Below are 26,322 nucleotides of genomic sequence, written 5' to 3'. Positions count from 1 at the left end.
TTTATCGCGAGTTGCAGCTCTACAAGTCGAGCGGCGCGACCTCGAAGGCCGCAACCGCGCTGCACGACTATCTCGCGCACTATCTTCGTCTCGACGAAGAGCTCAGCGGCCGCGCCGCGCCGATCGAGCTTGGCTGGGCCAACTGAACATCGAAAACAACCCCATGCACAGTAGACATGGCATTGTCAGCAAAGGGGTTTTCGCGCGCCATTCTTCGGAGAACTGCTACGCACTCTTCCGGATCGTGGTCTGGAGATTTGACACGTCGGGCAAAACACCGGCATTATTCCATCATGCCCGCTTCACCCCTTGGCACGCCCCCCGGCCAGCCCACGTAACGCCAGCGACGGCCAGAACTCCGCCCAGGATTGCGCCGCCTCAAAGGCAGCAGCGATATGGAAGATCGTGGGTTCGTCGAGCCAGGCCGCGATGATCTGGTTTGATCAAGACTGCCTCCTTCTTGGCCAGATATACATGTCAATCCGCGTTGGGGTCATTCCGCATGGAGCGCATGAGCGCTGAACGAGGTATTCGGACTTGCCGAACATCAACCTGAAGCTTCTCCATACTTTCCTGCTCGCGGCCGAGCACGAAAGCTTCCGAAAGGCTGCGGAGGAATCGAACCGGTCGCCGTCTGCCATCAGCATGCAGGTTCGCGACCTGGAGGAGCAAATCGGCGTCCTGCTCTTTCGCAGGACACCGCAGAAGGTGTTGCTTACGCCTGAGGGTCGGATCCTGTTCGAACAGGCAAAGCGAGCCCTCCAGGAAGTTCAGTCCGGGTTGGATCTGCTGACCGAATCAGCGCAATCCCGCAGCCGTCACATTCGAATGGCTTGCGTTCCGACACTTGCGTCCGGATGGCTGCCCAACATCCTGGCGACATTCAAGGTCCGCTATCCGCGGAGCCAGGTCCAGCTCATGGAGCTCTCCACGACGCCCATGCTTGAACTGCTGAAGCGGCAAGATGTCGAGTTCGGCATTGGTCCGGAAGTCCCCGACATGGGGGATTATGAGTTCGAGCCTATCCTTGAAGATCCCCTCTTTGCCTGTGTACCGCCGGTATTCGACGAGGGACAATCAAGCATCGCATTCGCTGATCTCGTCGAAAAGCCGGTTATCCTGCTGTCGAAGACGACAGCGGTCCGAGGGCTGATCGACGAGACGCTGGAGACGCTCGCCGTCCGCCTCGATGTGCAATTCGAGGTCCAGGCCGCCACGACGGCGCTGGCCTTGGCAGCGTCCGGCCTCGGCATCGCAATCGTGCCGCGGGTCGCTCTGGTGCAGGCCGGCGTGCAGCAGTTTCGTGTCGTCCCGATCTCCGACCACGTCAAGCTCCGCCAGATCGGCTTGATCACCCCGCGCGGCCCTGTCAGGCGCCCGAACACCGAGCAATTGATTTCATTGATCCGCTCGAGCCTGGCCCAGCTGCGCTGACGCCGCGCTTAGAGTAACTTCAGAAGCGCATCGACGACCTGACCTGTCGTCGCACTGCCGCCGATGTCACGGGTCCTCAGCGCTGCGTCCTCCAGCCCGGCGCGGACCGCGGCCTCGATCCTGTCGGCACCAAGCCGCAGCCGATTGTCCCGATAGCGCTGATCCAGCCACCGCAGCATCAGGATCGCCGCCAAGATCGTCCCATAGGGATTGGCGAGCCCCTTACCTGCGATGTCAGGCGCCGAGCCATGCGAGGCCTGGAAGAAACCGATCCCGTCCCCAACCTCTTCCGATGGCGACATGCCCATGCCGCCGACCGTGGCCGCACCGAGATCGGAAATGATGTCGCCGAACATGTTCTCGGTGACGATCACGTCGAAATGCGAGGGCTTGTTGATCAGATGAACCGTCATCGCGTCGACGAGGACGTGCTCGGCTTCGATGTCGGGATAGTCTTTGGCGACCTCGTCGAAGACAGCGCGAAAGAATGCATATGTGCGCAACACATTGGCCTTGTCGCAGCAGGTCACCCGGCGCCGACCGTCCTTTGGTGAACCATTCCGTGTTCTCGCAAGCTCGAATGCGAACCGGACGATACGTTCGATGCCCTTCCGGGTCTGGACGAGCGTGTCGACTGCGACTTCCTCCCTGAGTAGCGCGCCGGCGCCGCGCGCGGCGTAGAGGCCCTCGCTGTTCTCCCTGACGATGACGTAGTCGATCGATCCCGGCCGCCCGAGCGGGGACGGCACGCCCTTGTACAGCTTGATCGGCCTCACATTGGCGAACAGGTCGAGCTTGAAGCGAAGCGAGAGCGTGAAATCGAGTCCGGCTTCGGTTCCGTCACGGTGAACCACACCGGGAATGCCGGCCGCGCCATGGAGAATGGCATCGGCTGTGCGGCAGCCCTCGAACGAGGTGGCCGGAAACGAATCCCCGGTTTCGAGAAATTGCGTGGCGCCCGCGGGATATTCCGCAAAATGGAGCGTCCCGGCCTGGACACCGGCTTGCAGCACCGCGACCGCCGCACCAGCGACTTCGGGCCCGATACCGTCTCCATGCACGACGGCGATCTTGTAAGTATCCTTCATGATGCTCGCTCGACAAAATTATCCTAACGGTGGTGATGTCACTTCGCCCGTGGCAGGACATGCGCGACGTGGCATGGCCTCTCGCTGCTCCCGTCCGGCGGCGCGGCCACTGCCACGATCGGCCGCGCCGGGATGATCGATCAATCCAGCTTGATCCAGACGCTCTTCGTGTTCAGGTATTCGTCGAGCTGTTCGGTGCCACCTTCGCGCCCATATCCGCTCATCTTGTAGCCGCCGAACGGCAACGCAGGATCGATGGCGTGATAGGTGTTCACCCACACCGATCCGGCGCGGAGGCTCCTTGAGATGACGTGGGCCTTGCTCACGTCGCGCGTGAAGACACCCGCTGCAAGTCCGTATGGCGTCGCATTGGCGCGCGTCACGGCCTCATCGAGCGTGTCGAACGGCAGCGCGGAAATGACCGGGCCAAAGATTTCATCACGGGCAATCTGCATGTTGTCGGAGACGCCAGCAAATACGGTCGGCGCGACGAAATTGCCCTTCGCGAGGGCACCTTCCCTCAGCCTGTTGCCGCCGGTCACGACCTTCGCACCCTCGTCGCGCCCGCTCCGCAGGAAGCCTTCGACCTTGTCGAGCTGGCGCTCGGAGACCAGCGGTCCAATCTCCGTCGCGGGATCGGCACCATCACCGATCTTCAGGGCCGCGGCAAATTTCCCGAGCCGTTCGACCAGTTCGTCGTGGACCGTGCGCTCGACGAACAGGCGGGAGCCGGCGATGCAAATCTGGCCCGAATTGGCAAACGCCGCCATCGCGGCAATCGGGACAGCCTTGTCGAGGTCCGCGTCCGCGCAGACGATCACCGGTGACTTGCCGCCGAGTTCGAGCGACACCCGCTTGAGGTTGCCGGCCGAGGCGCGAACGATCGCCTGCCCGGTTGCGGTGGATCCGGTGAAGACGATCTTGTCGACACCGGAGTGCTCGGCCAGCGGCGCGCCGGCCTCCGGCCCGGTCCCCGTCACGACATTGACCACGCCAGGCGGCACCCCTGCCTCGTTCATCAAATCAGCGATCAGCAACGGCGTCAGCGGCGCCTCTTCGGAGGGCTTGAGCACGATGGTGCAGCCGGTCGCCAGCGCGGGCCCGATCTTCCAGACCGACGCAGCCGTCGGCGCGTTCCAGGGAATGATGGCGCCAACGACGCCGACCGGCTCCTTGCGCGTGAACGAGACGATATCGCCCGGCAGCGAATTGTCGATCGTCTGCCCGTGGATCGCGGTTGCCATGCCGGCGTAGTATCTGAGCATGCCGAGCACGCGCAGCTTGTTCGCCCGCGTCCTGACGATCGGCATTCCCATGTCTGCTGTATCGGACTGGCTGATCTCCTCCCAGTGCTTCTCGAACAGGTCGGCGATCCGCAACAGCAGCGCCTGCCGCTCGAACGGCTTGAAGCGGCTCCACGGGCCTTCGAAGGCGCGGCGGGCCGCGGTGACGGCAAGACCGATGTCGGCCGCGTCTGCCCGCGGCACGCGTCCGATCACCTCACCGGTCGCGGGGTTGCGCGTCTCGAAGACTTTACCCGAGCGGGCTTCCACCCACGCGCCGTCCACGAACATCTTTCGGGTTCGGCCGTCGATGGGAAATCGGATCTCAGCTTTTGTCATCGGTCTACTCCTGTCTCGCAGAGGCGATTGTCGGATCTGCGCTTCGTTTGATGTCGTGCTTACCTTGCAGCGATCGTCTCGGGAATGGGTTCTATGCAGCGGGCTGCTGTTTGCGGAGTAAGCGTGCCAGTTCCGGAATATAGGCCTGCCCGTGCCCGCTCTCGACCACCGCTGCCATCGCGCCGGCAACACCGTCGGCGATCGTCTCGCACGCGCCGGATGTGCCCGCCATCGTCCTGTAGTAGTTGATGTCCTTCAACGCATTGGCGATGAAGAACGGGACCGTCTCGACGTCGCCAGCCACGATGGCCGGCGCCAACCGCTGCAGCGCCACGCCGGCGCCACCGCCTTTGGCGAGAACATCGACGAAAACCGCGGGATCGACGCCTGCATCGGCCGCCTGCGCGGCTGCTTCGCTGAGAAGCGCCATGAAGCCGATCGAAACGTAGTTGTGGAGCAGCTTGAGCCGATGGCCGAAGCTCACGGGTCCGACCCGTTCGAGGCTCTCGGTGAAAGCGGCAAGGACGGCACGGACGCCTTGAAAGTCTGCTTCATCGCCGCCAACCAGAAGGTTCAACGTTCCCTCTTCCGCATGCCTGGCCGTGCGTGTCATCGGCGCATCGAGGAAGCTTCCGCCGGCGGCCCGGACTGCAGCGGCCATCCGCAACGTCGATTCCGGCAGCGCGGTCGAGCAATCGACGATGATCGTCCCCCTTCGCAGCCGGGGCAAGACGCCGGCATCGCCGGTAAGAATTGCTTCGACCTGCGGAGAGCCGGTCACGCAAAGGATGATGACATCGGATACGTCTGCCACGTCGCCCGGAGTCTTGCAGGCTGTAGCGCCGAGATCGACGAGATCGCCGACCGGCTGATTGCCCGGATGGTCGAGAAAGGCAAGGGGATAGCCGCCCCGCACCAGAACGTTCTTCGCAATTCCGTGCCCCATCAGGCCGACACCAATAATGCCCACCTTCATCGCGATACCTCGCTGATCATTCGCATCTCTGGTTGGACTTGACGGCGTTGCCTGCCGCACGATCGTGTTGGAAAACTCACCATCTAGTGGACGGCCGCGTACATGATCTGCTGCTCAGTCGCATCAGTCGCCTTGATTTCCTCGACGATCTTGCCGCGCTTGGCGACCAGGATGCGGTCAGAGAGCGCCAAGACTTCCGGCAGGTAGGATGAAATCACGACCACGGCCAAACCTTCGTCGGCGAGGCCGTTGATGAACTGGTGGATCTCGACGATAGCTCCGACATCGACGCCGCGGGTGGGTTCATCGAAGATGATGAGCCTCGGCTTCTGGATCAGCGATCTCGCGATGACCACCTTCTGCGAAGACGCGACCGCGCCGCACTGTTGCGCAAGATTGATCGCTCGCGACCATCGTTTCCTGCCTGCATTTGGTTGTTGTTGTGCGGAAAGATGAGCGACGCTACCCCGTTTCTTGCAAGGCGCTTTTTCTGACCCCCTGTTTGGTTTTTCTGATGTACCGGTGTTTTGATACGAACCACCAAGGAAGCAAGAGACCACTCGCTTGGAGCGGCCGCCGCGCTTCGGCCCGCGCGAGCTCGAGTCACCTTCCGGCCTTCAGCGATTGAGAAAAACTGACGCCCCGTTCAGAAATACTGCGCTGCTTCGGCGTTGCCTCGTCGGTCTGTCCATCTAAGATCGGCCCTCGATCGACGTGTCTGTCAATCAAAACGAACCAAGCTGACTTGGTCGATTAGGGAGGTACCGGCATGAAAATTCGCAGGCTGCTGGCGCTTGCGGGCGTGTTCTTTGGCATGAGCACGGTTGCACTGGCTCAAAGTCAAGCCGACGACGAGTGCCAAAATCCGGGAAACGACGAGCTTCTGAAGCAAGGATGCGCTTATCTCGACGAGTTCATGAAGGCGTTCAACTCGCGAGATGCGGAAGCCTGGTCCAAGACGGTTCACTATCCGCATATAAGAATCGCTGGCGGGCAGGTGCAGGTCTGGAACACGCCGGAAGAATATGCGCAATCGAACGATGCGAAACAGTTGGCGCAGGCTTCGACATGGGCTCGCTCAGCGTGGACGTCTCGCAAATTGGTACAGAAATCCGACGACAAACTCCACTTTGTCACGAGATTCACGCGCTATGACGCCAATGACAAGCCGATACTATCCGCCGACTCTTTCTACGTGATCGTCAAGAGGGATGGCCGCTGGGGAGCTCTGGTACGATCGAGCTACGTCGGCATCATCGGCAAGAAGACCGCCTTCTGACGAACGACCTTTCGGAATGAACGCAAGGAGCAGACGTCAAATCGAGTGGCGTCTGCGTGTTCACATCGCCATCGGCGCGATTTGGCCTTCGCGACGGCGCCCGAGCCGAAGGGCGACCAGCCCGACACCCTCGCGCTGATGAGCCGCACACACTAGACCTGGACCGAGGTCAGCTTCTTCAAGCAGCGCAATGCGAAGGACGATCGGCTGTGGCGAATGCCGGGAATGCGATAGAGCTTTTCGCGCAGGAAGCGCTCGTATCCGGCGGTGCTTTCGACGGCCACCTTCACCACATAGTCGTAGTCGCCGGTCGTGAGATAGGCTTCGATCACCTCCGGCAGGTTCGTGAGCAGCTGGCCGAAACGTTCGAGCACCTCCTCGTCGTGGTGGTCGAGCGTCACTTCTATGATGACCGTTTCGGGCAGGCCGAGCTTCTCCTGATTGAGCAGTGCGACATAGCCATCGATATAGCCTTGGGTTTCGAGCCGCTTCAGCCTGTTCCAGCACGGCGTGGTGGAGAGCCCGATTTCGTCGGCAAGCTGCGCCGTCGTCAGTCGCGCATCCTGCTGCAGTGCGCGGAGGATTTTGCGGTCGATCTCGTCAAGGCGAAGCGAATCCTTGCGCGGAGCCTTAGCTGGCCGCGCCGCACGTCTGACCTTCGCCATATCCAGAACTCCATTCTATTTATCGGCACAATTGCCAGAATGATTCCACCTCGAATGACCGAATTACCCAGATAATTGGAACAAAAATCCAGTTATTGGCCAGTACAAACATACTACGTTTAGGGAGGAGCGGACGGTGTTTTTTCTCGAGATCAGGAGCAGCGATATGCATGCCGCCCTCGGCCGGCTGCTCGATCAGGCACGCGTCGCCGACCTTAAGCTCGCGGCCGTCAGCGCCCAAGCCGAAGCGGACGTGTACCGGATATCAGCGTCCATCGACATCACGGATCGTGACGCTGTTGACCGTCTCGCCCGCCGCGTTGGTACTGTGGTCTGCATTGGTGCCGTCGAGGTGCGCGGCGAATGCGACGTCGCGCTGCCGAGCCCGGCGCCGCATCTCTCGCTCGAAATGAGGTCGCGCCCATGACCGACAACGCGCCACTTTCCCTTCACGTCCCCGAACCGGCCGTGCGCCCGGGCGACACGCCCGATTTCTCCAACATCCGCATCCCTCGCGCAGGCCAGGTCGCACGCCCCGAGGTCGACGTCGATGCCGAGGCGATCCGCGACCTCGCCTTCTCCGTCATCCGCGTGCTCAATCGCGACGGCGAAGCCGTCGGCCCTTGGGCGGGATCGCTCTCCGACGACGAATTGCTGGAAGGCCTGCGTCACATGATGACGTTGCGCGCCTTCGATGCGCGGATGCAGATGGCCCAGCGCCAGGGCAAGACGTCCTTCTACATGCAGCACATGGGCGAGGAAGCCGTGAGCTGCGCCTTTCGCAAGGCGCTGTCGCCGGGCGACATGAACTTTCCGACCTATCGCCAGGCGGGACTGCTGATCGCGGGCGGCTATTCGCTGGTGGACATGGCCTGCCAGATCTACTCCAACACCCATGATCCCCTGAAGGGACGCCAGCTGCCCGTGATGTACTCCTCGAGGGAGCACGGCTTCTTCTCGATCTCTGGCAATCTCGCCACCCAGTACATCCAGGCGGTCGGCTGGGCGATGGCGTCCGCGATCAAGAACGATACCAAGATCGCCGTCGGCTGGATCGGTGACGGCGCCACCGCCGAGTCCGACTTCCATGCCGCGCTAGTATTCGCCTCGACCTATCGCGCGCCGGTCGTGCTCAACATCGTCAACAATCAATGGGCCATCTCGACCTTCCAGGGCATCGCGCGCGGCGGTTCCGGCACCTTCGCGGCGCGCGGCCTCGGCTTCGGCATTCCGGCGCTGCGGGTCGACGGCAACGACTATCTCGCGGTTCATGCCGTGGCGAAATGGGCCTGCGAGCGCGCACGCCGCAATCTCGGCCCGACTCTCGTCGAACACGTGACCTACCGCGTCGGCGCGCATTCCACCTCGGATGATCCCGCGGGCTATCGGCCGAAGACGGAATCCGAGGCGTGGCCGCTGGGAGATCCCGTGATCAGGTTGAAGAACCATTTGATCGCACGCGGCGCCTGGTCGGAAGAGCGGCACAAGCAGACTGAGGCGGAAATCCTGGACACCGTGATCTCAGCGCAGAAGGAAGCCGAAGCCTTCGGCACGCTTCATTCGGAGCAACGTCCGTCGGCGCGCGATATGTTCGAAGGCGTGTTTTCGCAGATGCCGCCGCACCTGCGCCGGCAGCGCCAGGAAGCAGGAGTTTAAGCCATGCCGCGCCGAACCATGATCGAGGCGATCCGCGAGGCCATGGACGTGATGATGTCGCGCGATGACGACGTCGTCGTGTTCGGCGAGGACGTCGGCTATTTTGGCGGCGTATTTCGCGCGAGCCAAGGGCTGCAGGCGAAATACGGCAAGAGCCGCTGCTTTGATACGCCGATCAGCGAGCTCGGCATCGTCGGCGCTGCAGTCGGCATGGCGGCCTACGGCCTAAAACCCTGCGTCGAGATCCAGTTCGCCGACTACATGTATCCGGCCTACGACCAGATCGTCTCCGAAGCCGCGCGGCTGCGCTATCGCTCGAACGGCCAGTTCACCTGTCCGGTTGTGGTGCGCATGCCGACAGGCGGCGGCATCTTCGGTGGACAGACACACAGCCAAAGCCCGGAAGCGCTGTTCACCCATGTCTGTGGCATCAAGACCGTGGTGCCCTCGAATCCGAGCGACGCCAAGGGCCTCCTGATCGCCGCGATCGAGGATCCCGACCCGGTCATCTTCCTTGAGCCGAAGCGGCTCTACAACGGCCCGTTCGATGGCCACCATGATCGTCCCGTGACGCCGTGGTCGAAGCACGATCTCGGCGAGGTCGCCGAGGGGTACTACACCGTGCCGCTCGGCCGCGCCGCGATCCGCCGGCAGGGCGAAGCCGTCACGATCCTGGCCTATGGCACGATGGTCCATGTCGCCGAAAGCGCGGCAGCCGAGACCGGCATCGATGCCGAGATCATCGATCTCCGCACCCTTCTGCCGCTCGACCTCGACACCATTGAAGCCTCGGTCAAGAAGACCGGGCGCTGCGTGATCGTGCATGAGGCAACGTTGACGTCCGGCTTCGGCGCCGAGCTCTGCGCGCTGGTGCAGACGCGCTGCTTCTATCATCTGGAAGCGCCGATCGCGCGCGTCGCGGGTTGGGACACACCCTACCCGCACGCCCAGGAATGGGACTACTTCCCGGGCCCGGCGCGAGTCAGTCGCGCGCTGGCCGAAACGCTGGAGGCCTGAGATGACCGAGCGTGTCGTCAGGTTGCCCGACGTCGGCGAAGGTATCGCCGAAGCCGAGCTGGTGGAGTGGCAGGTACAAGTCGGCGATCTCGTGCGCGAGGATGCTGTGCTCGGCGCCGTCATGACCGACAAGGCCACGGTCGAGATTCCCTCTCCAGCCGAAGGACGTGTGGTCTGGCTCGCCGGCAAGGTTGGCGACATGCTTGCGATCGGCTCCGACTTCGTCCGGCTCGACGTGGACGGCAAGGGCGAAACGTCCACCACGACTGCGGCGCCGGCAGTGCAAACGACGAGCGCGCCAGCACGAAAAGCGGGTCATGCGGCGCGCGCCACGCCAGCGATCGCACCCGCGCATGTTGCACCCTCCCCGCAGCCTCTGGCGACACCGGCCCGTCGCGAAGGCGAACGGCCATTGGCAGCGCCCGCGGTCCGGCTCCGCGCGCGCGAGGCGGGAGTCGACCTGCGCCAGTTGCACGGCTCCGGCCCGGCCGGTCGAATCACCCACGACGATCTCGACAGCTACATCGCACGTGGCTCCGACGACGCGCCCGCGCTGCGGAGCCGACCCAAGACGGCCGTCACGGATACCAAGGTCGTCGGCCTGCGCCGCAAGATCGCCGAGAGAATGTCGATCGCAAATGCGCGGATCCCGCACATTACCTATGTCGAGGAGGTCGACGTCACCGCGCTCGAAGATCTTCGCGCAAAGCTCAACGAGCAGAAGCGCACCGACAGGCCAAAGCTGACGCTGCTGCCGTTCCTGATGCAAGCTATCGTGCGTGCCGTCGCCGCACAGCCCGAGCTCAATGCCCATTTCGATGACGAGGCCGGCATCGTGCACCAGCACGCCGCCGTCCACATGGGGATTGCGACGCAAACCGAGGCTGGCCTCATGGTGCCGGTTGTCCGCCACACGGAGGCGCGCGATCTCTTCGACTGCGCGGCCGAGGTGATCCGTGTCACCGAGGCGGCGCGAAACGGCACGGCTACGCGCGACGAGCTCATCGGTTCGACCATCACGATCACTTCACTCGGCGCGTTAGGTGGGCTTGCGACGACGCCGATTATCAATCACCCCGAGGTCGCAATCGTCGGGGTCAATCGAATCACAATACGCCCGCACTGGGACGGCGCAGGCTTCGTGCCGCGCAAGATGATGACTCTGTCGTCGAGCTTCGATCACCGCGTGATCGACGGTTTCAACGCCGCGCTGTTCGTGCAGCGGATCAAGACGCAACTCGAAACGCCCGCCATGATCTTCATTGACGTATAAGACTATGAACGACACCACCTGTAAGCTTCTCGTCATAGGCGCGGGCCCTGGCGGCTATACCTGTGCGATCCGGGCGGGCCAGCTCGGCATCGACACCGTGGTCGTAGAGTCCGAAAAGCCGGGAGGAACCTGCCTCAACATCGGCTGCATCCCCTCGAAGGCCCTGATCCACGCGGCCGACACTTACGAGACGGTCGCACGTGCCGCCGACGGCAAGGCTCAGCTCGGCATCTCCACCCAAAAGCCGTCACTCGACTTCACCAAAACCATCGCCTGGAAGGACGATATCGTGCGGCGTCTCAATGGCGGCGTGAGCGGACTGTTGAAGCGCGCCGGCGTCAGATATGTGGCCGGACACGCGAGCTTTCACGACGGCAAGACCGTCGAGGTTCACACGACCAACGGCGTTCAGCTGATCCATGCCGAAACCATCGTGATCGCCACAGGTTCGGCGCCGATCGAGCTACCGTCCCTTCCTTTCGGCGGCCGCGTCATCTCATCGACAGATGCCCTGGCGCTTGCCGAGGTGCCCAAGCGGCTGATCGTCGTCGGTGGCGGCTACATCGGCCTCGAACTCGGCACGGCCTTTGCCAAACTCGGCGCCGACGTCACCGTGGTCGAGGCCACACCGCGCATTCTGCCGCAATATGACGGCGAGCTGAGCGACCCCGTTGCCAGGCGACTCCGTGCGCTGGGCGTTACAGTCCTGACAAGCGCGAAAGCCAAAGCGTTGGTCGCGGAAGGCACGGCGCTTCTGATCGAAACCGCCGACGGCGGACAGACAACTCTCGAAGCCGACAAGATCCTGGTCACGGTCGGCCGTAAGCCCTCGACGTCAGGCTTCGGCTTCGAGCTGCTCGATCTCGACATGGACGGCCCCTACATCCGCATCGACGATCGATGCCGAACCTCGATGCGCGGCGTATTCGCGATCGGCGACGTCACGGGCGAGCCGATGCTGGCGCACCGCGCCATGGCGCAAGGCGAGATGGTCGCCGAAATCGTCGCAGGCCACCGTCGCGCCTGGGACCGCGTCGCAATTCCCGCGATCTGCTTCACCGATCCCGAGATCGTCACGGTCGGCCTCTCACCAAGCGAGGCGCGGGACAAGGGTCTTGAGGTCAAGTCCGATCTGTTTCCGTTCAAGGTCAGCGGTCGTGCGCTTACGCTGGATCGGGACGACGGCTTCATCCGCACCGTGGCGCGTGCCGACAATCATGTCCTGCTCGGGATTCAGGGCGTGGGCCCGGGCCTCGCCGAGTTGTCAGCGGCGTTCAGTCTGGCGCTGGAGATGGGCGCGCGCCTCGAGGACATCGCCCTGACCATCCATGCCCATCCGACTCTGAGCGAGGGCTTTCATGAGGCTGCGCTGAAATCACTAGGCCATGCAATTCATGTCTAAAACATAAGGGGGGAACCATGAGCCAGACCACGACCTTTGCCGACGCTGCAAGCGGTGCGAGAAGCAGCATCGAGACCTCGACCATCCGCGCCATCTCCTGGCGCCTGATTCCGTTCCTGGTGCTGGCCTACTTCTTCTCCTATCTCGACCGCGTCAATCTCGGCTTCGCCGCGCTGACCATGAATGCGGAGCTGAAGTTCACGCCGCTGATCTTCTCCTGGGGCGCCGGCATCTTCTTCATCGGCTACTTCATCTTCGAGGTGCCGAGCAACCTTGCGCTGGAGAAATTCGGCGCCAGCCGCTGGATCGCCCGCATCATGGTGACCTGGGGCATCATCTCGGCGCTGATGGCGCTGGTCAGCGGTGTCACGAGCTTCTACGTTTTGCGCTTCCTGCTCGGCGTCGCCGAGGCCGGCTTCTTCCCGGGCATCATCCTGTATCTGACCTATTGGTATCCGGCCGAATATCGCGCCCGCTTCCTCGCGGCCTTCGCCATCGCCGTGCCGGTCTCGACCGTGATCGGCGCGCCGGTCTCGGGCCTCTTGCTCGGGCTCGACGGCATGATGGGGCTGAAGGGTTGGCAGTGGCTGTTCATCATCGAGGGCATCCCTTCGGTGCTGCTCGGCCTCGTCACCTGGTTCTATCTCACCGACAGGCCGGAAAAGGCGAATTGGCTCTCGGCCGAGCAGAAGGCCTGGCTCAAGGCCAAGCTCGATTCCGAGATCGCCGCCAAGCAGGCGGTGAAGCATCCCTCGCTCGGCCAGGCGCTGTCGTCGCCGAAGGTGATCGCGCTCAGCCTGATCTATTTCGGCTTCGTCGGCGCGCTCTATGGCATGCAGTTCTGGCTGCCGCAGATCGTCAAGGCGTTCGGCCTCACCAACGCGCAGACCGGCTTCATCACCGCGATCCCCTATCTGTTCGGCACCATCGCCATGATCCTGTGGGCGCGGCATTCGGATGCGAGCCGCGAGCGCGTGATGCATGTCGGCGCGCCGCTGCTGCTCACCGCCGTTGCGCTCGGCATCTCCTCCTATCTCACCGACCCCACCCTCACGATGGTGGTGCTGACGGTCGCCGCGATCGGGGTGTTCTGCTGCTTCGGCGTGTTCTGGACGCTTCCGACCGCCTGGCTCTCCGGCACGGCGGCGGCCGGCGCCATCGCGCTGATCAACTCGATCGGCAATCTCGCCGGCTTCGGTGGGCCGTACCTGATCGGCTGGGTCAAGGAAGCCACCGGCCAGACCTCGACCGGTCTCCTCGTCCTTGCCGTCCTGCCGCTGATCGCCGGCCTCCTGGTCTTCGCCGGCGGCCACGACAGCAAGCAGGAGTTTGCTGAACAGAAGCGGTAAGCAGCGTGCATGCGGTCTCCTCGGTTGCGACAGTCAGGCTGCGACCGTCGTTCGTCCGCGCTCGAACACGAAGTCGCGGTACCCGGCCTCGATTGCGGCGGCACAATACTCCCGGTATTTTGGAAAGCCGCCCGTGAACAGCGACAGCCCTTGCGCTTTGTCCTTGACATTGGTGCCGACGTACCAGGTCTTCGCCTTGGTCAGCAGCGAACGCTGGGCAAGCTTGAATACAAGCGCCATCCATTCGTCTTCCGCCTGCCTGGTCGGTTCGATGGTGTCGAGACCCTGGTCCGCCATATGCGTGATCGTGTGCGCGATCCAGTCGACGTCGTTCTCGCTGATCCTGACGATGTTGGCGAGCGCGGCGGGGCCGTTGGGTCCGGTGGTCATGAAGAGGTTCGGAAACCCTTCCATCATGAGACCGAGATACGACCGTGCTCCTGCCTTCCATTTCTCATTGACTGTCCGGCCGTCGCGGCCGACGACGTCGAAGGCAGTCAACGCTCCCGTTAGCCCGTCATAGCCGGTCGCGAAGATCAGCATGTCGAGTGCGGTTTCACTCGATTGCGTCCGCACGCCTTGCGCCGTGATCTCCACGATCGGATCAATGACGCAATCGATCAGGTGGACATTCGGCTGGTTGAAGGTCTCGTAGTAACCTGTATCCAGGCACGGGCGACGGGCGAAGATCGGATAGCCGCGCGGCTTCAGTCTCTCCGCGGTGACGGGATCGGCGACGACGCCGTTGATCTTGCCGCGCACGAACTCCGCCACGTGCTCGTTGGCTTCCTCGTTGCTCAGGAGATCCGTGAAAGTGCCGAGCATGGCCAGCCCTCCGGCCCTCCAGGCGTCTTCGAGCAATTCGCGGCGGCGCGACGGCGTCACACTGAAGAAGGCCCGCGTCGTCCACGGGCGCACGCCGCCATTCGGGCTGTTACGGGCCGCCTCGCGAATGCCGGTATAGTTACGTTTGACCTCGGCCACGTAATCGGGATCGAGCTTCTGGTTGCGCATCGGCATCGTGAAGCTCGGCGTGCGCTGGAACACGTAGAGCTCGCCGGCCTGCCGGCCCACCTCCTGCACGATCTGAATGCCGGTCGATCCGGTACCGATCACGCCGACGCGCTTGCCTTCATAGCTGACGGGATGATGCGGCCAGCGGCCGGCCCGCAACAACTCGCCCGCGTAGCGCGCGACGCCGGGGATCTCGGGATCCCTGGGCACCGACAGCGGGCCGGTCGCCATCACGCAATAGGTCGCTTCGACCATCTCGCCGCGATCTGTCGTCACCGACCAGAGTTTTCGCGACTCATCCCAGACGGCGCTCACGATGCGCGTGTTGAACTGGTAGTGCTTGCGCAGGTCGAGGCGATCGGCGACGAAGTTGAAGTAGGCCAAGAGCTCCGGCTGCGAGGCGAACTCTTCCGACCAGGTCCATTCCTGCTCGATCTCGGGCGAGAACGAATAGCTGTAGTCGATGCTCGGCAGGTCGACGCGCGCGCCCGGATAGCGGTTCCAGTACCACACGCCGCCGACATCGCCGCCCGCTTCGTAGGCCGCGATGTTCAGACCCATCTCGCGTAGTTTATAGACGGCGTAGAGACCGCCGAATCCCGCGCCGATGACGACCACGTCCAGGCGTCGTCCCTTCACATCTGCATGGCTCATATTGGCATTCCCTCGAGACTGGATCGTTCAAGTCGGTGTCCGCTAGCTCCGGCGGAGCAGATCGTAGATGGGATCGTCGGGATATCGCGCACCCAACGGCAACCGCGGGCCGAAGCGGACCGCCTCGGGCTCGGTCGCAGCGACCTGCTCGTCCACCCAGTCGTAGGCGACAACACGGCGCGCAACGCGCCATTCGCTATCGCGCTTTTTGAAGACATCGCAGTACCGGCCGGCGATCAGAAATTGTCGAACGCCGCCGTCTGTTGCAGGCCCGCGCTGCAAGGCGAGGAAATAGGTCTCGACAACAGCTTCTTCGGGCGCGGTGAATTCGATCAGGATATTGCCGACCGTATGAACGTTGCGCGCGTCGGTCTTGAAGATGTCCTTGGCCCAGTCGAAGAAGCCTTCGACCGGCCCCGAATATGGTCCATGCTGATCGGTGGCATCCGGCCAGTAGGCGCTGCGGAGCGCGGCTTCATCGGCGCGATCAACTCCGCGACAATAGCGGAAGATGCAATCGCGGATCGCCTCCCTGTCGAGCAGCTCCGCGATCTTCTCGTGCGTTACGGTCATTTTCGAGCCTCGAAGCTCCGGCTCGATCCGCCACCAGCGGACCGGCCCTCCCTTGACGGCAGCGACCATCTCATGTGCAGTGGGAGGCCACCAACAAATGTTCATATGTGAAGCTGAATTTCACATCCGTGAATTTGCTAGGGCCGAGGGAGGGACGATTGCCATCGCAGCTGACGACCTCCGCTTCGATTTCCGCGGCCGGATCGACCGTGAAATCCGCGCTGCGCGCCATCGAAATTCTCGAATTCTTCATGCGGGAGCGGCAGCCGCGTGCGATGTCCGAAATCGGCGAGGCGCTGGGCTATCCGGCATCCAGCACAACAGTCCTGCTCAAAACCCTGGTAGGTCTCGGCTACCTGAATTTCGACCGCAGGACGAAACTCTATTTCCCAACCCCAAAAGTGACATCACTGGGCGACTGGATTCCCAAATCCCTGTTCGGCAACAGCCGCGTGCTGGAGGCGATGCGCGACGTGCACGCGGCAACGGGCGAAGCCGTTTCAATCGGCACGACCAACGACGTGTATCTGCAATACGTCAAGATCATCCAGTCGACCCACCCGCTGCGATTCCACGTCGACGAGGGAACGCTGCGGCCGCTGACGCAGTCCGCGCTCGGCTGGCTGTTGATGTCGACGATGTCCGACGAGAAGCTCGACACGATCGTGCGCCGCGCCAATATCGCGACGCCGAACGCAGCTGACAGGGTCAAGCCTCAGGACATGATCCGGCGGATTCGGGAGATCCGGGGCAAGGGACATTGCTCGGCGGAGAACGTCCCGATGCTGGGCGGCGCGACGATCTGCGTCCTGCTCCCAATCACAATTCAGAATCAACCCGTCGCTCTCGGGCTTGGCGGCGTCGCTGAGCGGATCAAGCAAAACGCCAGCCGCTACCTGAATGTTCTGCGGCAGGCCGCGAGATCGGTCAAAGCCGGCGACAGCGACACAGACGTTTGACGCCGGGCGGGCCCGCGGCACCTACTCCTGCAGCGCCTCCTCCCGCCGCGACCGGATCGTCGGCAGCATGACCATGACGATCGCGATTGCGGCTGCGGCCAGCAGCGTTGCCGACAATGGCGAGGTCACGAACACGCTGAGATCGCCGCGCGATAGCGCCATGGCGCGGCGGAAGTTCTCTTCGATCGCTGGCCCAAGCACCAGGCCCAGCAGCAGTGGCGCGGCCGGCAGCTGCAGCTTAATGAGGACATAGCCGAAGACGCAGAACACCGCCGCTTCATGCACCTCGAAGGTCCCGCTGTTGATCGAATAGACGCCGATCGAGCAAAACACCATGATCGCCGGGAACAGATAGCGATAGGGAATGGTGAGAAGTTTGACCCACAATCCAACCAGCGGCAGATTGAGAACGAGCAGCATCAGATTGCCGACCCACATCGAGGCGATCAGGCCCCAGAACAAGGTCGGGTTCTTAGTCATGACCTCCGGACCGGGCTGGATGTTGTGGATGTTCATCGCACCGACCATCAGCGCCATAACCACATTGGAGGGCACGCCAAGTGTCAGCAGCGGAATGAAAGAGGTCTGGGCGCCTGCGTTGTTGGCCGATTCCGGCCCGGCAACGCCTTCGATCGCACCCTTGCCGAACTGTTCGGGGTGCTTCGAGAGCTTCTTCTCCAGCGTGTAGGAGGCAAACGACGACAGCACCGCACCGCCGCCCGGCAGCACGCCGAGCAGCGTGCCGAGCGCGGTGCCGCGCAGCATCGCCGGGATCATGCGGCGGAAATCCTCACGCGTCGGAAACAGATTGGTGATCTTTTGCGTCACCAGCGACAGTTTGTCGTCTTGCTCGAGATTCTTCACGATCTCGGCAAAACCAAAAATGCCCATCGCCAACGGCACGAAATCGAGGCCATCGAACAGCTGCGGGATGCCGAACGCGAAGCGCTGCGTGCCCGTGCTGAGATCGGTGCCGACGAGACTGAGCAGCATGCCGAGTACGACCATGCCGATGCCTTCAATGAAGGGTCCACTGGATAGCACCGAGGCGAGGATGAGGCCGAGGAGCATCAGCGCGAAAAACTCCTTCGGCCCGAACAGCAACGCTGCCGCCGTCAGCGGCCCGGCCAGCGCCGCCAGCGCCAGTGTCGCCACGCAGCCGGCGAAGAACGAACCGATCGCGGCTGTCGAGAGCGCGACACCCGCCCGGCCCCGCTTGGCCATCTGGTAGCCATCTATCGTGGTGACGACAGAGGAGGATTCGCCGGGCAGATTGACCACGATGGCGGTGGTCGAGCCGCCATATTGCGCGCCGTAATAGATGCCGGCGAGCATGATCAGGGCCGAATCCGGCTGCAGCGCGTAGGTGATCGGGAGCAGCATCGCGATGGTGGCGAGCGGGCCCAGGCCCGGGAGGACGCCGATCAGCGTCCCCAACAGGCAGCCGAAGAAGGCGTAGAGCAGATTGGCCGGCTGGGCCGCGGTGGAGAATCCGATCGCCAGGTTATGAAACAGGTCCATCGTCACGGCCCGTCAATTGAGCAGCGCCGGCCACACCGGCAGCTGCAGCCCGAGGCCATAGACGAATGCGAGGAGACACAGCGCGATCAGGATGGCTGCATTGGCCAACGCGCCCTTCCAGGCAAACTCGGGACTAGCCCTGCTCGACACCACGATCAGGACCAGCAGCGCACCGATCAGACCGATCGGAAACAGCAGAAGCGCAAACAGAATCACCGAGCCCGTGACCCAGGCAAGGCCCTTTACGTCCCAACTCCGCAACCTCTGCCGCTCTGCCGTCCTCAGCACGGCACCCAGCATCACCGCGAGCCCGATGGCCGCAAGCACGATCGCCAACAGCCGCGGAAAATAGCCGGGCCCCATCCGCGCCGCGGTGCCGGCCGGATAATTCAGTGCCATCACGAAGAAGAAGATCGCAAAGGCAAGAAACAATGCGCCCGACGCAAAGGCACGCTGATTTCTGATGGTTGGCCTCGCCATCGTCGTCGACCTTCCTGCTATCCCGCTACGTCGACGGAAGACGACTTGCCTGCCGCCGGACCGATCGCTTCCATCAGAATCGGCACCCCGATTGCGCAGGCATGCACGCCCAGATGCGCCGCCATCTGCAGAACCTGAAGGATCTCCCGCTTGTCGATCCCGAGCCGCAACGCGCGCCTGATCTGCAGGCGAAGGCCGTGTGGATTGAGCGCTGTAAAACATCCGTTGAGGGCCAGCGAGATCAGGCTGCGCGAGCGCTGATCGAGACCGCCGGACTTGTCGCCCGCCGTCAGCAGGTCGAGTATCACCGCGAAATAGCCGGGATCGGCGCGCAGCCAGAGATCGCAGAAGTCCGGCCAATCGGCGAATTGCGCGACATAGGCGTCGCGAAGCGCCGTCTGCTCGCGCGACAGCGGCGCCTGGTCCGAATCCAGCCCCGCCAACGCCAGTTCCTCGGCGAGAATGCCGATGCCGAGATTACAGCCGTCGAGCCCCTGCGCCGTAGCCAGCCGCAGCACGTCGACGATCTCCTGCGTGGTCGCACCGTGCTCGAGGGCCAGCTGCATGTGCAGCGCGAGCCCGGAGCGAAACAGATGCGTCGCCGATCCGTCCAGCGCCACATAGATCAATTCGCACATCTTGCGCGACAGCGGGCCGGTTTCAGCGGGATAGGCGCCATAGCGGGCATAGGTGGCAAGAAATGCCGGATCGAGCCGCAGCAGCCCCTCCGTCCACGGCCGCCAGTAACCGCGGGCGCGAATGAATTGCTGCTTCAGCGCCTGCTCTTCTGCGGTGAGAATCATATGACGTGTCCTACAGCGGCCTCGGTGGCCCTTAGGCGATGTTGGTGAAGACAATCCCGCCGTCGACCGTCAGCACCTGCGCCGATATGAAGCCGCTGTCGTCGCCGGCGAGGAAAGCGATTGCCTTGGCAATATCGTCCACTGTGCCGAGCCGTCCGAGCGGCGTGCGCGCGATCCGCCGCGCGTCGAGTTCGGCGTTGCGGTTACGCATCGTCCCTTCAGTCGGAATGGCAGACGGTGCCACCGCGTTCACCCGGATCTTGCGCTCGCCAAGCTCGGCTGCCGCGGCGCGCGTAATCCCCATCACGCCGGCCTTGATGCCGCTATACACGATGCTGTTCTTCGCCGAGATCAATCCGGCGACGGAGGCGACATTGACGATTGCGCCACCGCGCTCGGCATCCATCACCTCAGCCGCGGCCTGAATGCCCCAGATGATCGCCTTGAAGCCGATATTGAGCATGCGGTCGACGGTCTCGGGCGCGATGTCGGCCACCGACTGATAGCGGACCCACGCCGCATTGTTGACGAGAATATCAAGCCGGCCCTGCCGCTCGGCAAAACCGAGCACCGCCGTGCGCATGCCGTCGCGGCTCGCGACATCCTGCGTGATTGCGACGGCCTCGCCGCCGGCCGCCTTGATCGCATCGACGGTCCCGGCGACGAACTCGGGCTTGAGGTCGTTGACGCCGACGATCGCGCCGCGCGAGGCCAGCAGAAGGGCAGTCGCGCGTCCGATTCCGTTTCCGGCCCCGGTGACCAGCGCAGCACGGCCAGCGAGGGGCTTGTCCTTGGCATCAGTCATTGCGGTCTTCCTTTCTTATCCCGACACGGCGAGATCGGACGCCGGAGCTATTGCGGCAATGGTACGGCGGCCGAGCGCGGCCAGGCTTCCGCTGGCATCGCCTTGCGCCTGTAAGGCGCGGACGCGACGCAGGTGTCGATGCACCGGCACATCCCACGTGAATCCCATGCCGCCGTGAACCTGCAGCGCACCTTCGCTGATTGCACAGCCATAGGCGGCTGCCGCTAGAAACACAGACTCGTGCTCGACCGGACCTGCCGCCTCACCCACGCTGCGGGTGATCGCATGCCTGATGCCTTCGAGCGCCAGCTTCTGCCGCGCCAGCGAATGCCGCAGCGCCTGATTGTAGGACAGCGCTCGGCCGAACTGCCGGCGCGTCGAGACGTGCTCTTGTGCGAGTGCGAGGCACGTCTCGGCTGAGCCGAGAATGGCGGCGGCACGCAGCACGTTGGCATCGGAGCTTAAGAGAGCCCAAGTGCTGTCAGGCAAGACACTTGCGGCCGGTATGGTGACGCCCTGCAAGCGAACGGAGTGTTCGGGCACGGTCAAATCCAGCCCTGCCGCGCCCTCGACAACGACTCCTTCGCTGTCAGTCGGAACCAGCGCCGCCGCGGCCGTGCCAATCCGTACCAGGATGCAATCGGCGTCGCGGGCGCAGGCCGCGCGCGCAACCCAGCCATTGAGCACCACAGATTCACCCTCGCGCTCGGCACTCAGGGTGCCCTGCCAAGCGATAGTCGCCAGCATCCCGCCGGACACGATCGCCTCCGCCACGCGCGGCAGCGCGTCCTGCAGGGCACGCGACAGCAGCAGTGCTTCCATCAGCGGAAAGCCGAGCAGGCCCGAGCCGGCGGCGGTCACTACCGGAACCGCAAAGGCCAGTGGCAGGTCGAGCCCGCCGACGTCCTGCGAGGCAAGCACCCCGAGCAATCCATCGTCGGCGAGGTGTTTCGCTTGGTCCCGCGGCCCCAACGCCGCGCAATCCGCCACGGCTCGTGCCGCGGTGACCGCGAACTCGCTCGGCTGCAATCCATCGCCGGTCAATGTCGTCATCACTTGCCTTTCGAGAGCTGCAGGATCCTGTCGGCAATGATGCCGAGCTGAATTTCCGTGGTGCCGGCGTAGATAGTCTCGGCGCGCGCCTGCAGATAGATCGCCTCGAAGCGACGCCGCGCGACCTGCACGGCCGGGAGCTGCGGCAACGAGGCCTGCGCCAACAGCTCGATCGCGAGCGCGGCAAAACGCTGGTGCGCCTCACTCCAGTGCAGTTTTGCCAAACTTCCGCGTGCGCCGATCCTGTCACCCTTGACGAGCGCCTCTACCGCAGTCTCGACATGCGCCTTCAGCACCTCGATATCCACGACGACCTCGCCAATCTTGGCCTCGTAACATCGGTTCGCAACCAGCTGCGCCAGCGCCGGATCACCCTTGCAGGCCGCAATCAGATGACGCAGCTCGTTCTCGAAGCGCCAGGCCCGGTACATGCGGTTGGTTGCGCGCTCGATCTCGAGCACGCGGATTGCCGCGTTCCAGCCTTCATCGGGCGCGCCGAGCGCATCGGATTGCAAGACCTCCACGTCGTCGAAGAAGACCTCGCAAAAACTCTCGCGTCCGTCGATCGATCTGATCGGCCGCACGCGCACGCCCTTGGCATCGAGCCGTACCGCGAACATGGCGAGACCGCGATGCCGGTCTTCCAGCGGGCCGGTACGCGCCAGCACCAGGCAGCGCTGGGCGCGATAGGCGCCGCTGGTCCAGATCTTCTGCCCGCTGATCCGCCAGATATTACCATCGCGCATGGCGCGCGTCCGCAGGCCCGCCAGATCGGAACCTGCTTCCGGCTCGGAAAAGCCCTGGCACCAGATGTCGCGCATCTCCAGGATTGCCGGCAGGAAGCGGTGCTTCTGCTCCTCAGTGCCGACCGCGAGGATGATCGGACCGGCAAGCTCCTTGCCGATCGAATTGACGCTCTCCGGCATCGCGAGCGCGCCGATTTCCTGGTTGGCGATCAGGTGCTCGCGCAAGGTGCGACCGTGCCCGCCATACGCTTTTGGCCAAGTGATGCCGGCCAGGCCGGCGCGATACATCGCCGCTTCCCAGGCGATCTGCTCTTGCAGGCCCGGCGCCGAGAACGCCGCGCTGTCACCGCGAAAGCTCGCCGGCAGATTGGCGCGCAGCCAGCGACGCATCGCCACCCGATAGGCCTCGCCGGATAATTCTCCGGCCGTGGCGGTTACCGGCGGCTCTGTTTCAATGACTGTCATCGTGGATCTCTCGCTTTGGCTGTACCGTCGGGCGCCAGCCATGCATCGGCCGGACGCCCTTTCTTTCCGATCACTGCGACTTGAGCAGATCGCACGCGCTCTCCGAGGCCGGACGCCATGCGTCCTCGGGGGCAATCGTCCCCGTGATCTCGTAATAGTCGAAGGCGTATTTGGACTCGGGCGGCGTCTTGATGCGTGCCACATAGAGCGGACGCATCACCTGCCCGTCGGCGCGAATGCTGATATCCTTCATTTCGAAGTCGTTGATCGGCGTGTTCTTCATCTGCCTCATCACGGCTTCGCCATCATCCGTTCCAGTCGCTGCGACGGCCTTCAGGTAATGCGTGATGGCGCTGTAGGTGGCGGACTTGGCCTCGTTCAGAATTTGCCCGCCGGACGCCTCGGTGAAACGCTTGGCGAAGGCCCGCGTCTCCGGCGTCATGTCCCAGTAGAACGGCGTGGTCAGGCGCACGTTCTGCAGGTCGCGCAGACCGATGCCGTGGGTCTGGCTGATCATAAGTCCAAGCGGCACCAGCAGCTGCTTCTGCGATAGGCCGAACTCCTGGGCCTGCTTGATGGCATTGCCGAAGTCAGAACCGGAATTGGCGAGCGCGATCGCCCTGGCGCCGCTCGCCTGCGCCGTCAGCAGGAACGAGGAGAAGTCCGACGAGTTCAGCGGATGCAGCACCGATCCCACGACCTTGCCGCCGCCGGCCTTGATGAAGTTGGTGGCGTCGGCCTGCCATCCCTTGCCGAAGGCGTAGTCGACGGTCAGGAAGAACCAGGTGTCGACGCCCTGTGACAGCAGCGCCTTCACCGTGGCCTTCGGCTGCGCATAGGTGTCGACCATCCATTGCGTGGTCATCGGCGAGCACTTGTCGTTGGTGAAGAACGAACCTGCTGTCCCCGCCAGCATGTAGGGCTTCTTCCGCGCCTTCATGATGTCCTGCACGCCGAGCGCAATCGACGAGGCCGAGCAGCCGACGATGGCATCGACACCCTCATTGTCGAGCCAGCGCAGTGCCACCGCAACGCCGATGTCCGGCTTGTTCTGGTCGTCGGCGACAACGAGCTCGATCTTCTTGCCGTTGACCGCACCACCGAAGTCGCTGACTGCGAGCTTTGCCGCGGCCACCGCACCGGGGCCGCAATTGTCGGCATACGGACCATTCTGGTCGTTCATGATGCCTATCTTGATCACATCGCCGGACACGCCTTGGGCGCGCAGCGGCGTCGCCAGGACCAGCAAAGCTCCCAGCATCACGGCGATTTCGAGGAGACGGGTATTGAGCTTCATCACAAAATCCTCCCAGCAATCATTGAGCCGACTTCGCGGTTCTTTTTGTTCGATGTGTTCAGTGGTGTTGCGTTGCCTTGCCCGCGTGTGGAATCAGCAGCGCATCGAGCGCGACGGCGCCCTCGCCGTCTGCTTTCAGCAGCAGCGGATTGATGTCGATTTCCGACACGGTATCGGCATGCGCGACGGCAAAACGCGAGAGCGCCGCGATCGTTTGCGCTGCGGCCTCGAGGTCGGTGCGACGCCGCCCCCGTGCGCCGTCGAGAACAGCGAACGCCTTCAGCGACCTCAGCATCGCCATTGCTTGCGTCTCGTTCACCGGCGCCATCTGCACGGCGGTGTCCTGCACGATCTCGGCAAAGATGCCGCCCAGGCCGACCATCACGACAGGCCCGAACACGGGATCGATCCGGCTGCCGAGGATCAACTCGGACAGGCCATGCGCCATGGGAGCAACGATCGTGCCGTCGATCACCGCGCGTGGCGCCTTCTCCGCAACACGCGCCAGCATCCGGGCATGGGCCTGCCGCACCTCTTCCTCGGAGCGAAGACCCACGACAACGCCACCCACCTCCGTCTTGTGCGGCAGATCGGGCGAGACGATTTTCAAGACGACCGGGAAACCGATCTCGCGCGCTGCACGCGCCGCGGCCTCGGCGTCCGATACCAGCTGCTCGGCCAGCACGGGGATGCCGGCCTCCGCCAGCGCGCGCTTGGCGCCGAGCTCATGGCGGAACGCATCAGCCGCGAGCGGTGCAGCCTTCGCGATGGCAGGCTGGCTCACAGCCTTTGGCGCAGTCGCTAGCGCCTGTAATCGCGCCAGCGCCGCGACGATGGCGCAGCAACCGTCAAAGCTCGCAATGGTGGGATAACCCATGGCATGCAGTTCGGCGAGCGCATCCGGCGGGCCCTCCACGCACAGAATGACGGGACGATCGGGGTACTGCGCGCGGATGGTGCGCAATGTCTCCATGTAAACCGAACGCAGGCGCGGCATGTGCAGCGAGAACGGCAGCGGCAGCACGATCGCATCGGTGCGGTCGTCGGCCACGACCGCCGACAGGATCTTCTGCAGCATATCGGGTCGGCTGGACATCTGCGCGGTGGCATCGACCGGATTGCGCGCGGACGCAAATGGCACGAGATCAAGGATCGCGCGCTGGGTCGCCTGGCTCAGTTCCGGCAACGACAGGCCGACCGCCTGCGCGGCATCCGCAAGCAGCACGCCAAAACCGCCGGATGCCGTCACGACCGCAAGGCGCCGCCCCTTTGGCAACCGATCCGGCAACAGGATGGAGGCGGCATGACCGAGATCAATCAGCTCCTCGATGCTCCGCACCCGTACGGCGCCATAGCGCTCCAACAGCGCGTCAAACACCGCATCCGATCCCGCCATGGCACCAGTATGGGACGCCGCCGCGGCTTGCCCGGCCTCTGAGGTGCCGACTTTCAGCGCAATGACCGGCTTGCCGGCATCGCGCGCCTCGGTCAGTGCGGCGATGAGCCGGCCGGCATCACGGCAGGCCTCGAAGCAGCAAAGAATGACTTTGGTCGCGGGATCGCGGGCCAGCCAGGCAATACCGTCGGCGATATCGATGTCGCACTCATTGCCGGTGGTCATGAAACGGCTGATGCCGGCGCCGCGATCGCTCGCCATGCGCATGGTGTAGCTGCCGAGATTGCCGCTCTGCGAAACGATGCCGAGCGAGCCGGCCGCCGGCATGCTGTGCTCGAGCACGATCGAGAATGTCGCGATGGCCTTTTCGGGAATACTGACCGCGCCGAGGCAATTCGGGCCGAGCAGCCGCATGCCGGTGCGTCGCGCAGCCGTGCGAAGCCGATCCTGCATCGCGCGCCCCTCTTCGCCAAGCTCGGCAAAACCGGAAGAGAACACGACGACGCTGCGGACACCGCGATCGGCGCACTGCTCGATCGCTTCGGGCGCCCGCTCGGCATCGACGGCGATGACGGCGAGATCGGGCGCCTCGGGTAGCGCGCCTACCGACGCATAGGCCTGCAGCCCCTGCACCATCGCGGCTCTTGGGTTGACCGGATAGATCTTGCCCGCGTAGCCGTAGCGGCGCAACAGGTCCACTGGTCGGCCGCCGATCTTGGTCGCATCCTGCGACGCGCCGATGATCGCGATCGAGCGCGGCGCCATCAGCGCGTCGAGACCCTCTCCCGGCCGCAT

24 protein-coding genes and 1 pseudogene are annotated in these 26,322 nt (G+C 63.7%); 10 read left to right on the top strand and 15 right to left on the bottom strand.

Annotated elements, in window-relative coordinates:
* Window positions 1–11 precede the first annotated feature (11 nt).
* On the top strand, window positions 12–146 hold the full coding sequence (locus LRP30_RS44955) for a hypothetical protein (RefSeq protein WP_256477662.1): 135 nt from the start codon (window positions 12–14) through the stop codon (window positions 144–146).
* A 391-nt stretch (window positions 147–537) separates the two neighbouring features.
* Window positions 538–1,434: a LysR substrate-binding domain-containing protein gene (locus LRP30_RS15390; protein ID WP_249760886.1), complete on the top strand. Its 897-nt coding sequence runs from the start codon at window positions 538–540 to the stop codon at window positions 1,432–1,434.
* A gap of 8 nt (window positions 1,435–1,442) precedes the next feature.
* Here LRP30_RS15390 and LRP30_RS15385 read toward each other — a convergent pair whose 3' ends face one another.
* The 4 genes and pseudogenes from LRP30_RS15385 to LRP30_RS15370 all read right to left on the bottom strand — a co-directional run.
* The gene (locus LRP30_RS15385; RefSeq protein WP_249760885.1) at window positions 1,443–2,522 is read right to left on the bottom strand and encodes an isocitrate/isopropylmalate dehydrogenase family protein; all 1,080 of its coding nucleotides are present in this window, start codon (window positions 2,520–2,522) and stop codon (window positions 1,443–1,445) included.
* A gap of 140 nt (window positions 2,523–2,662) precedes the next feature.
* Window positions 2,663–4,144 carry an aldehyde dehydrogenase family protein gene (locus LRP30_RS15380; RefSeq protein WP_249760884.1) on the bottom strand — a complete coding sequence of 494 codons (1,482 nt, stop codon included), beginning with the start codon at window positions 4,142–4,144 and terminating at the stop codon, window positions 2,663–2,665.
* Between the two features lie 91 nt (window positions 4,145–4,235).
* The gene (locus LRP30_RS15375; protein ID WP_249760883.1) at window positions 4,236–5,120 is read right to left on the bottom strand and encodes an NAD(P)-dependent oxidoreductase; all 885 of its coding nucleotides are present in this window, start codon (window positions 5,118–5,120) and stop codon (window positions 4,236–4,238) included.
* An 83-nt stretch (window positions 5,121–5,203) separates the two neighbouring features.
* Window positions 5,204–5,482, bottom strand: a pseudogene (locus LRP30_RS15370) (sugar ABC transporter ATP-binding protein); the annotation flags it as partial.
* Between the two features lie 407 nt (window positions 5,483–5,889).
* Between LRP30_RS15370 and LRP30_RS15365 the strand changes: the two are divergent.
* Window positions 5,890–6,399 (top strand): hypothetical protein, encoded by a 510-nt coding sequence (locus LRP30_RS15365; RefSeq protein ID WP_128934647.1) that lies wholly within the window; start codon window positions 5,890–5,892, stop codon window positions 6,397–6,399.
* Between the two features lie 152 nt (window positions 6,400–6,551).
* Here the strand turns inward: LRP30_RS15365 and LRP30_RS15360 are convergent, their stop codons facing one another.
* Window positions 6,552–7,064, bottom strand: a complete 513-nt coding sequence (locus LRP30_RS15360) for an Lrp/AsnC family transcriptional regulator (RefSeq protein ID WP_091883780.1) — start codon at window positions 7,062–7,064, stop codon at window positions 6,552–6,554.
* 166 nt (window positions 7,065–7,230) lie between these two features.
* Here LRP30_RS15360 and LRP30_RS15355 point away from each other — a divergent pair, with 166 nt between their 5' ends.
* Genes LRP30_RS15355 through LRP30_RS15330 form a run of 6 tightly spaced genes read left to right on the top strand, consistent with a single transcriptional unit; the run spans window position 7,231 to window position 13,761 of the window.
* A complete protein-coding gene (locus LRP30_RS15355; protein ID WP_249760882.1) occupies window positions 7,231–7,491 on the top strand; it encodes a hypothetical protein in 261 nt (86 codons plus the stop codon).
* Entirely contained in the window at window positions 7,488–8,720 is a 1,233-nt protein-coding gene (locus tag LRP30_RS15350; protein ID WP_249760881.1) for a 3-methyl-2-oxobutanoate dehydrogenase (2-methylpropanoyl-transferring) subunit alpha, read from the top strand. Before LRP30_RS15355 ends, LRP30_RS15350 begins: the two co-directional genes overlap by 4 nt.
* A gap of 3 nt (window positions 8,721–8,723) precedes the next feature.
* Window positions 8,724–9,737 carry an alpha-ketoacid dehydrogenase subunit beta gene (locus tag LRP30_RS15345; RefSeq protein ID WP_249760880.1) on the top strand — a complete coding sequence of 338 codons (1,014 nt, stop codon included), beginning with the start codon at window positions 8,724–8,726 and terminating at the stop codon, window positions 9,735–9,737.
* 1 nt (window position 9,738) lies between these two features.
* A complete protein-coding gene (locus LRP30_RS15340) occupies window positions 9,739–11,010 on the top strand; it encodes a dihydrolipoamide acetyltransferase family protein (RefSeq protein ID WP_249760879.1) in 1,272 nt (423 codons plus the stop codon).
* A 4-nt stretch (window positions 11,011–11,014) separates the two neighbouring features.
* Window positions 11,015–12,412: a dihydrolipoyl dehydrogenase gene (lpdA, locus tag LRP30_RS15335; protein WP_249760878.1), complete on the top strand. Its 1,398-nt coding sequence runs from the start codon at window positions 11,015–11,017 to the stop codon at window positions 12,410–12,412.
* 17 nt (window positions 12,413–12,429) lie between these two features.
* A complete protein-coding gene (locus LRP30_RS15330) occupies window positions 12,430–13,761 on the top strand; it encodes an MFS transporter (protein WP_249760877.1) in 1,332 nt (443 codons plus the stop codon).
* A gap of 33 nt (window positions 13,762–13,794) precedes the next feature.
* Here the strand turns inward: LRP30_RS15330 and LRP30_RS15325 are convergent, their stop codons facing one another.
* Both LRP30_RS15325 and LRP30_RS15320 read right to left on the bottom strand, forming a co-directional pair.
* Complete coding sequence (locus tag LRP30_RS15325; RefSeq protein WP_249760876.1) at window positions 13,795–15,429, bottom strand: NAD(P)/FAD-dependent oxidoreductase; 1,635 nt, start codon at window positions 15,427–15,429, stop codon at window positions 13,795–13,797.
* A 42-nt stretch (window positions 15,430–15,471) separates the two neighbouring features.
* Window positions 15,472–16,002: a nuclear transport factor 2 family protein gene (locus tag LRP30_RS15320; RefSeq protein WP_249760875.1), complete on the bottom strand. Its 531-nt coding sequence runs from the start codon at window positions 16,000–16,002 to the stop codon at window positions 15,472–15,474.
* Between the two features lie 158 nt (window positions 16,003–16,160).
* Between LRP30_RS15320 and LRP30_RS15315 the strand changes: the two genes are divergently transcribed.
* Complete coding sequence (locus LRP30_RS15315; protein ID WP_249760874.1) at window positions 16,161–16,961, top strand: helix-turn-helix domain-containing protein; 801 nt, start codon at window positions 16,161–16,163, stop codon at window positions 16,959–16,961.
* A gap of 21 nt (window positions 16,962–16,982) precedes the next feature.
* Here the strand turns inward: LRP30_RS15315 and LRP30_RS15310 are convergent, their stop codons facing one another.
* The 8 genes from LRP30_RS15310 to LRP30_RS15275 all read right to left on the bottom strand — a co-directional run bounded on the left by LRP30_RS15310 (window position 16,983) and on the right by LRP30_RS15275 (window position 26,322).
* Window positions 16,983–18,482: a tripartite tricarboxylate transporter permease gene (locus LRP30_RS15310; RefSeq protein ID WP_249760873.1), complete on the bottom strand. Its 1,500-nt coding sequence runs from the start codon at window positions 18,480–18,482 to the stop codon at window positions 16,983–16,985.
* A 12-nt stretch (window positions 18,483–18,494) separates the two neighbouring features.
* Complete coding sequence (locus tag LRP30_RS15305) at window positions 18,495–18,962, bottom strand: tripartite tricarboxylate transporter TctB family protein (RefSeq protein WP_249760872.1); 468 nt, start codon at window positions 18,960–18,962, stop codon at window positions 18,495–18,497.
* Window positions 18,963–18,979: 17 nt separating this feature from the next.
* The gene (locus LRP30_RS15300; protein WP_249760871.1) at window positions 18,980–19,765 is read right to left on the bottom strand and encodes a carboxymuconolactone decarboxylase family protein; all 786 of its coding nucleotides are present in this window, start codon (window positions 19,763–19,765) and stop codon (window positions 18,980–18,982) included.
* Between the two features lie 31 nt (window positions 19,766–19,796).
* Window positions 19,797–20,570, bottom strand: a complete 774-nt coding sequence (locus tag LRP30_RS15295) for an SDR family oxidoreductase (protein WP_249760870.1) — start codon at window positions 20,568–20,570, stop codon at window positions 19,797–19,799.
* A 15-nt stretch (window positions 20,571–20,585) separates the two neighbouring features.
* Window positions 20,586–21,623 (bottom strand): acyl-CoA dehydrogenase family protein, encoded by a 1,038-nt coding sequence (locus LRP30_RS15290; protein ID WP_249760869.1) that lies wholly within the window; start codon window positions 21,621–21,623, stop codon window positions 20,586–20,588.
* Window positions 21,623–22,834, bottom strand: coding sequence for an acyl-CoA dehydrogenase (locus LRP30_RS15285; protein WP_249760868.1), 1,212 nt, complete (start codon window positions 22,832–22,834; stop codon window positions 21,623–21,625). The genes LRP30_RS15290 and LRP30_RS15285 overlap by 1 nt, the downstream gene beginning before the upstream one ends.
* A gap of 70 nt (window positions 22,835–22,904) precedes the next feature.
* On the bottom strand, window positions 22,905–24,131 hold the full coding sequence (locus LRP30_RS15280; RefSeq protein WP_249760867.1) for an ABC transporter substrate-binding protein: 1,227 nt from the start codon (window positions 24,129–24,131) through the stop codon (window positions 22,905–22,907).
* 58 nt (window positions 24,132–24,189) lie between these two features.
* Window positions 24,190–26,322 (bottom strand): acetate--CoA ligase family protein, encoded by a 2,133-nt coding sequence (locus LRP30_RS15275; protein WP_249760866.1) that lies wholly within the window; start codon window positions 26,320–26,322, stop codon window positions 24,190–24,192.

It is taken from the genome of Bradyrhizobium sp. C-145, from assembly GCF_023375135.1.
Classification (GTDB): Bacteria; Pseudomonadota; Alphaproteobacteria; order Rhizobiales; family Xanthobacteraceae; genus Bradyrhizobium; species Bradyrhizobium zhanjiangense.
This window is presented reverse-complemented; position numbering and strand designations above follow the sequence as displayed.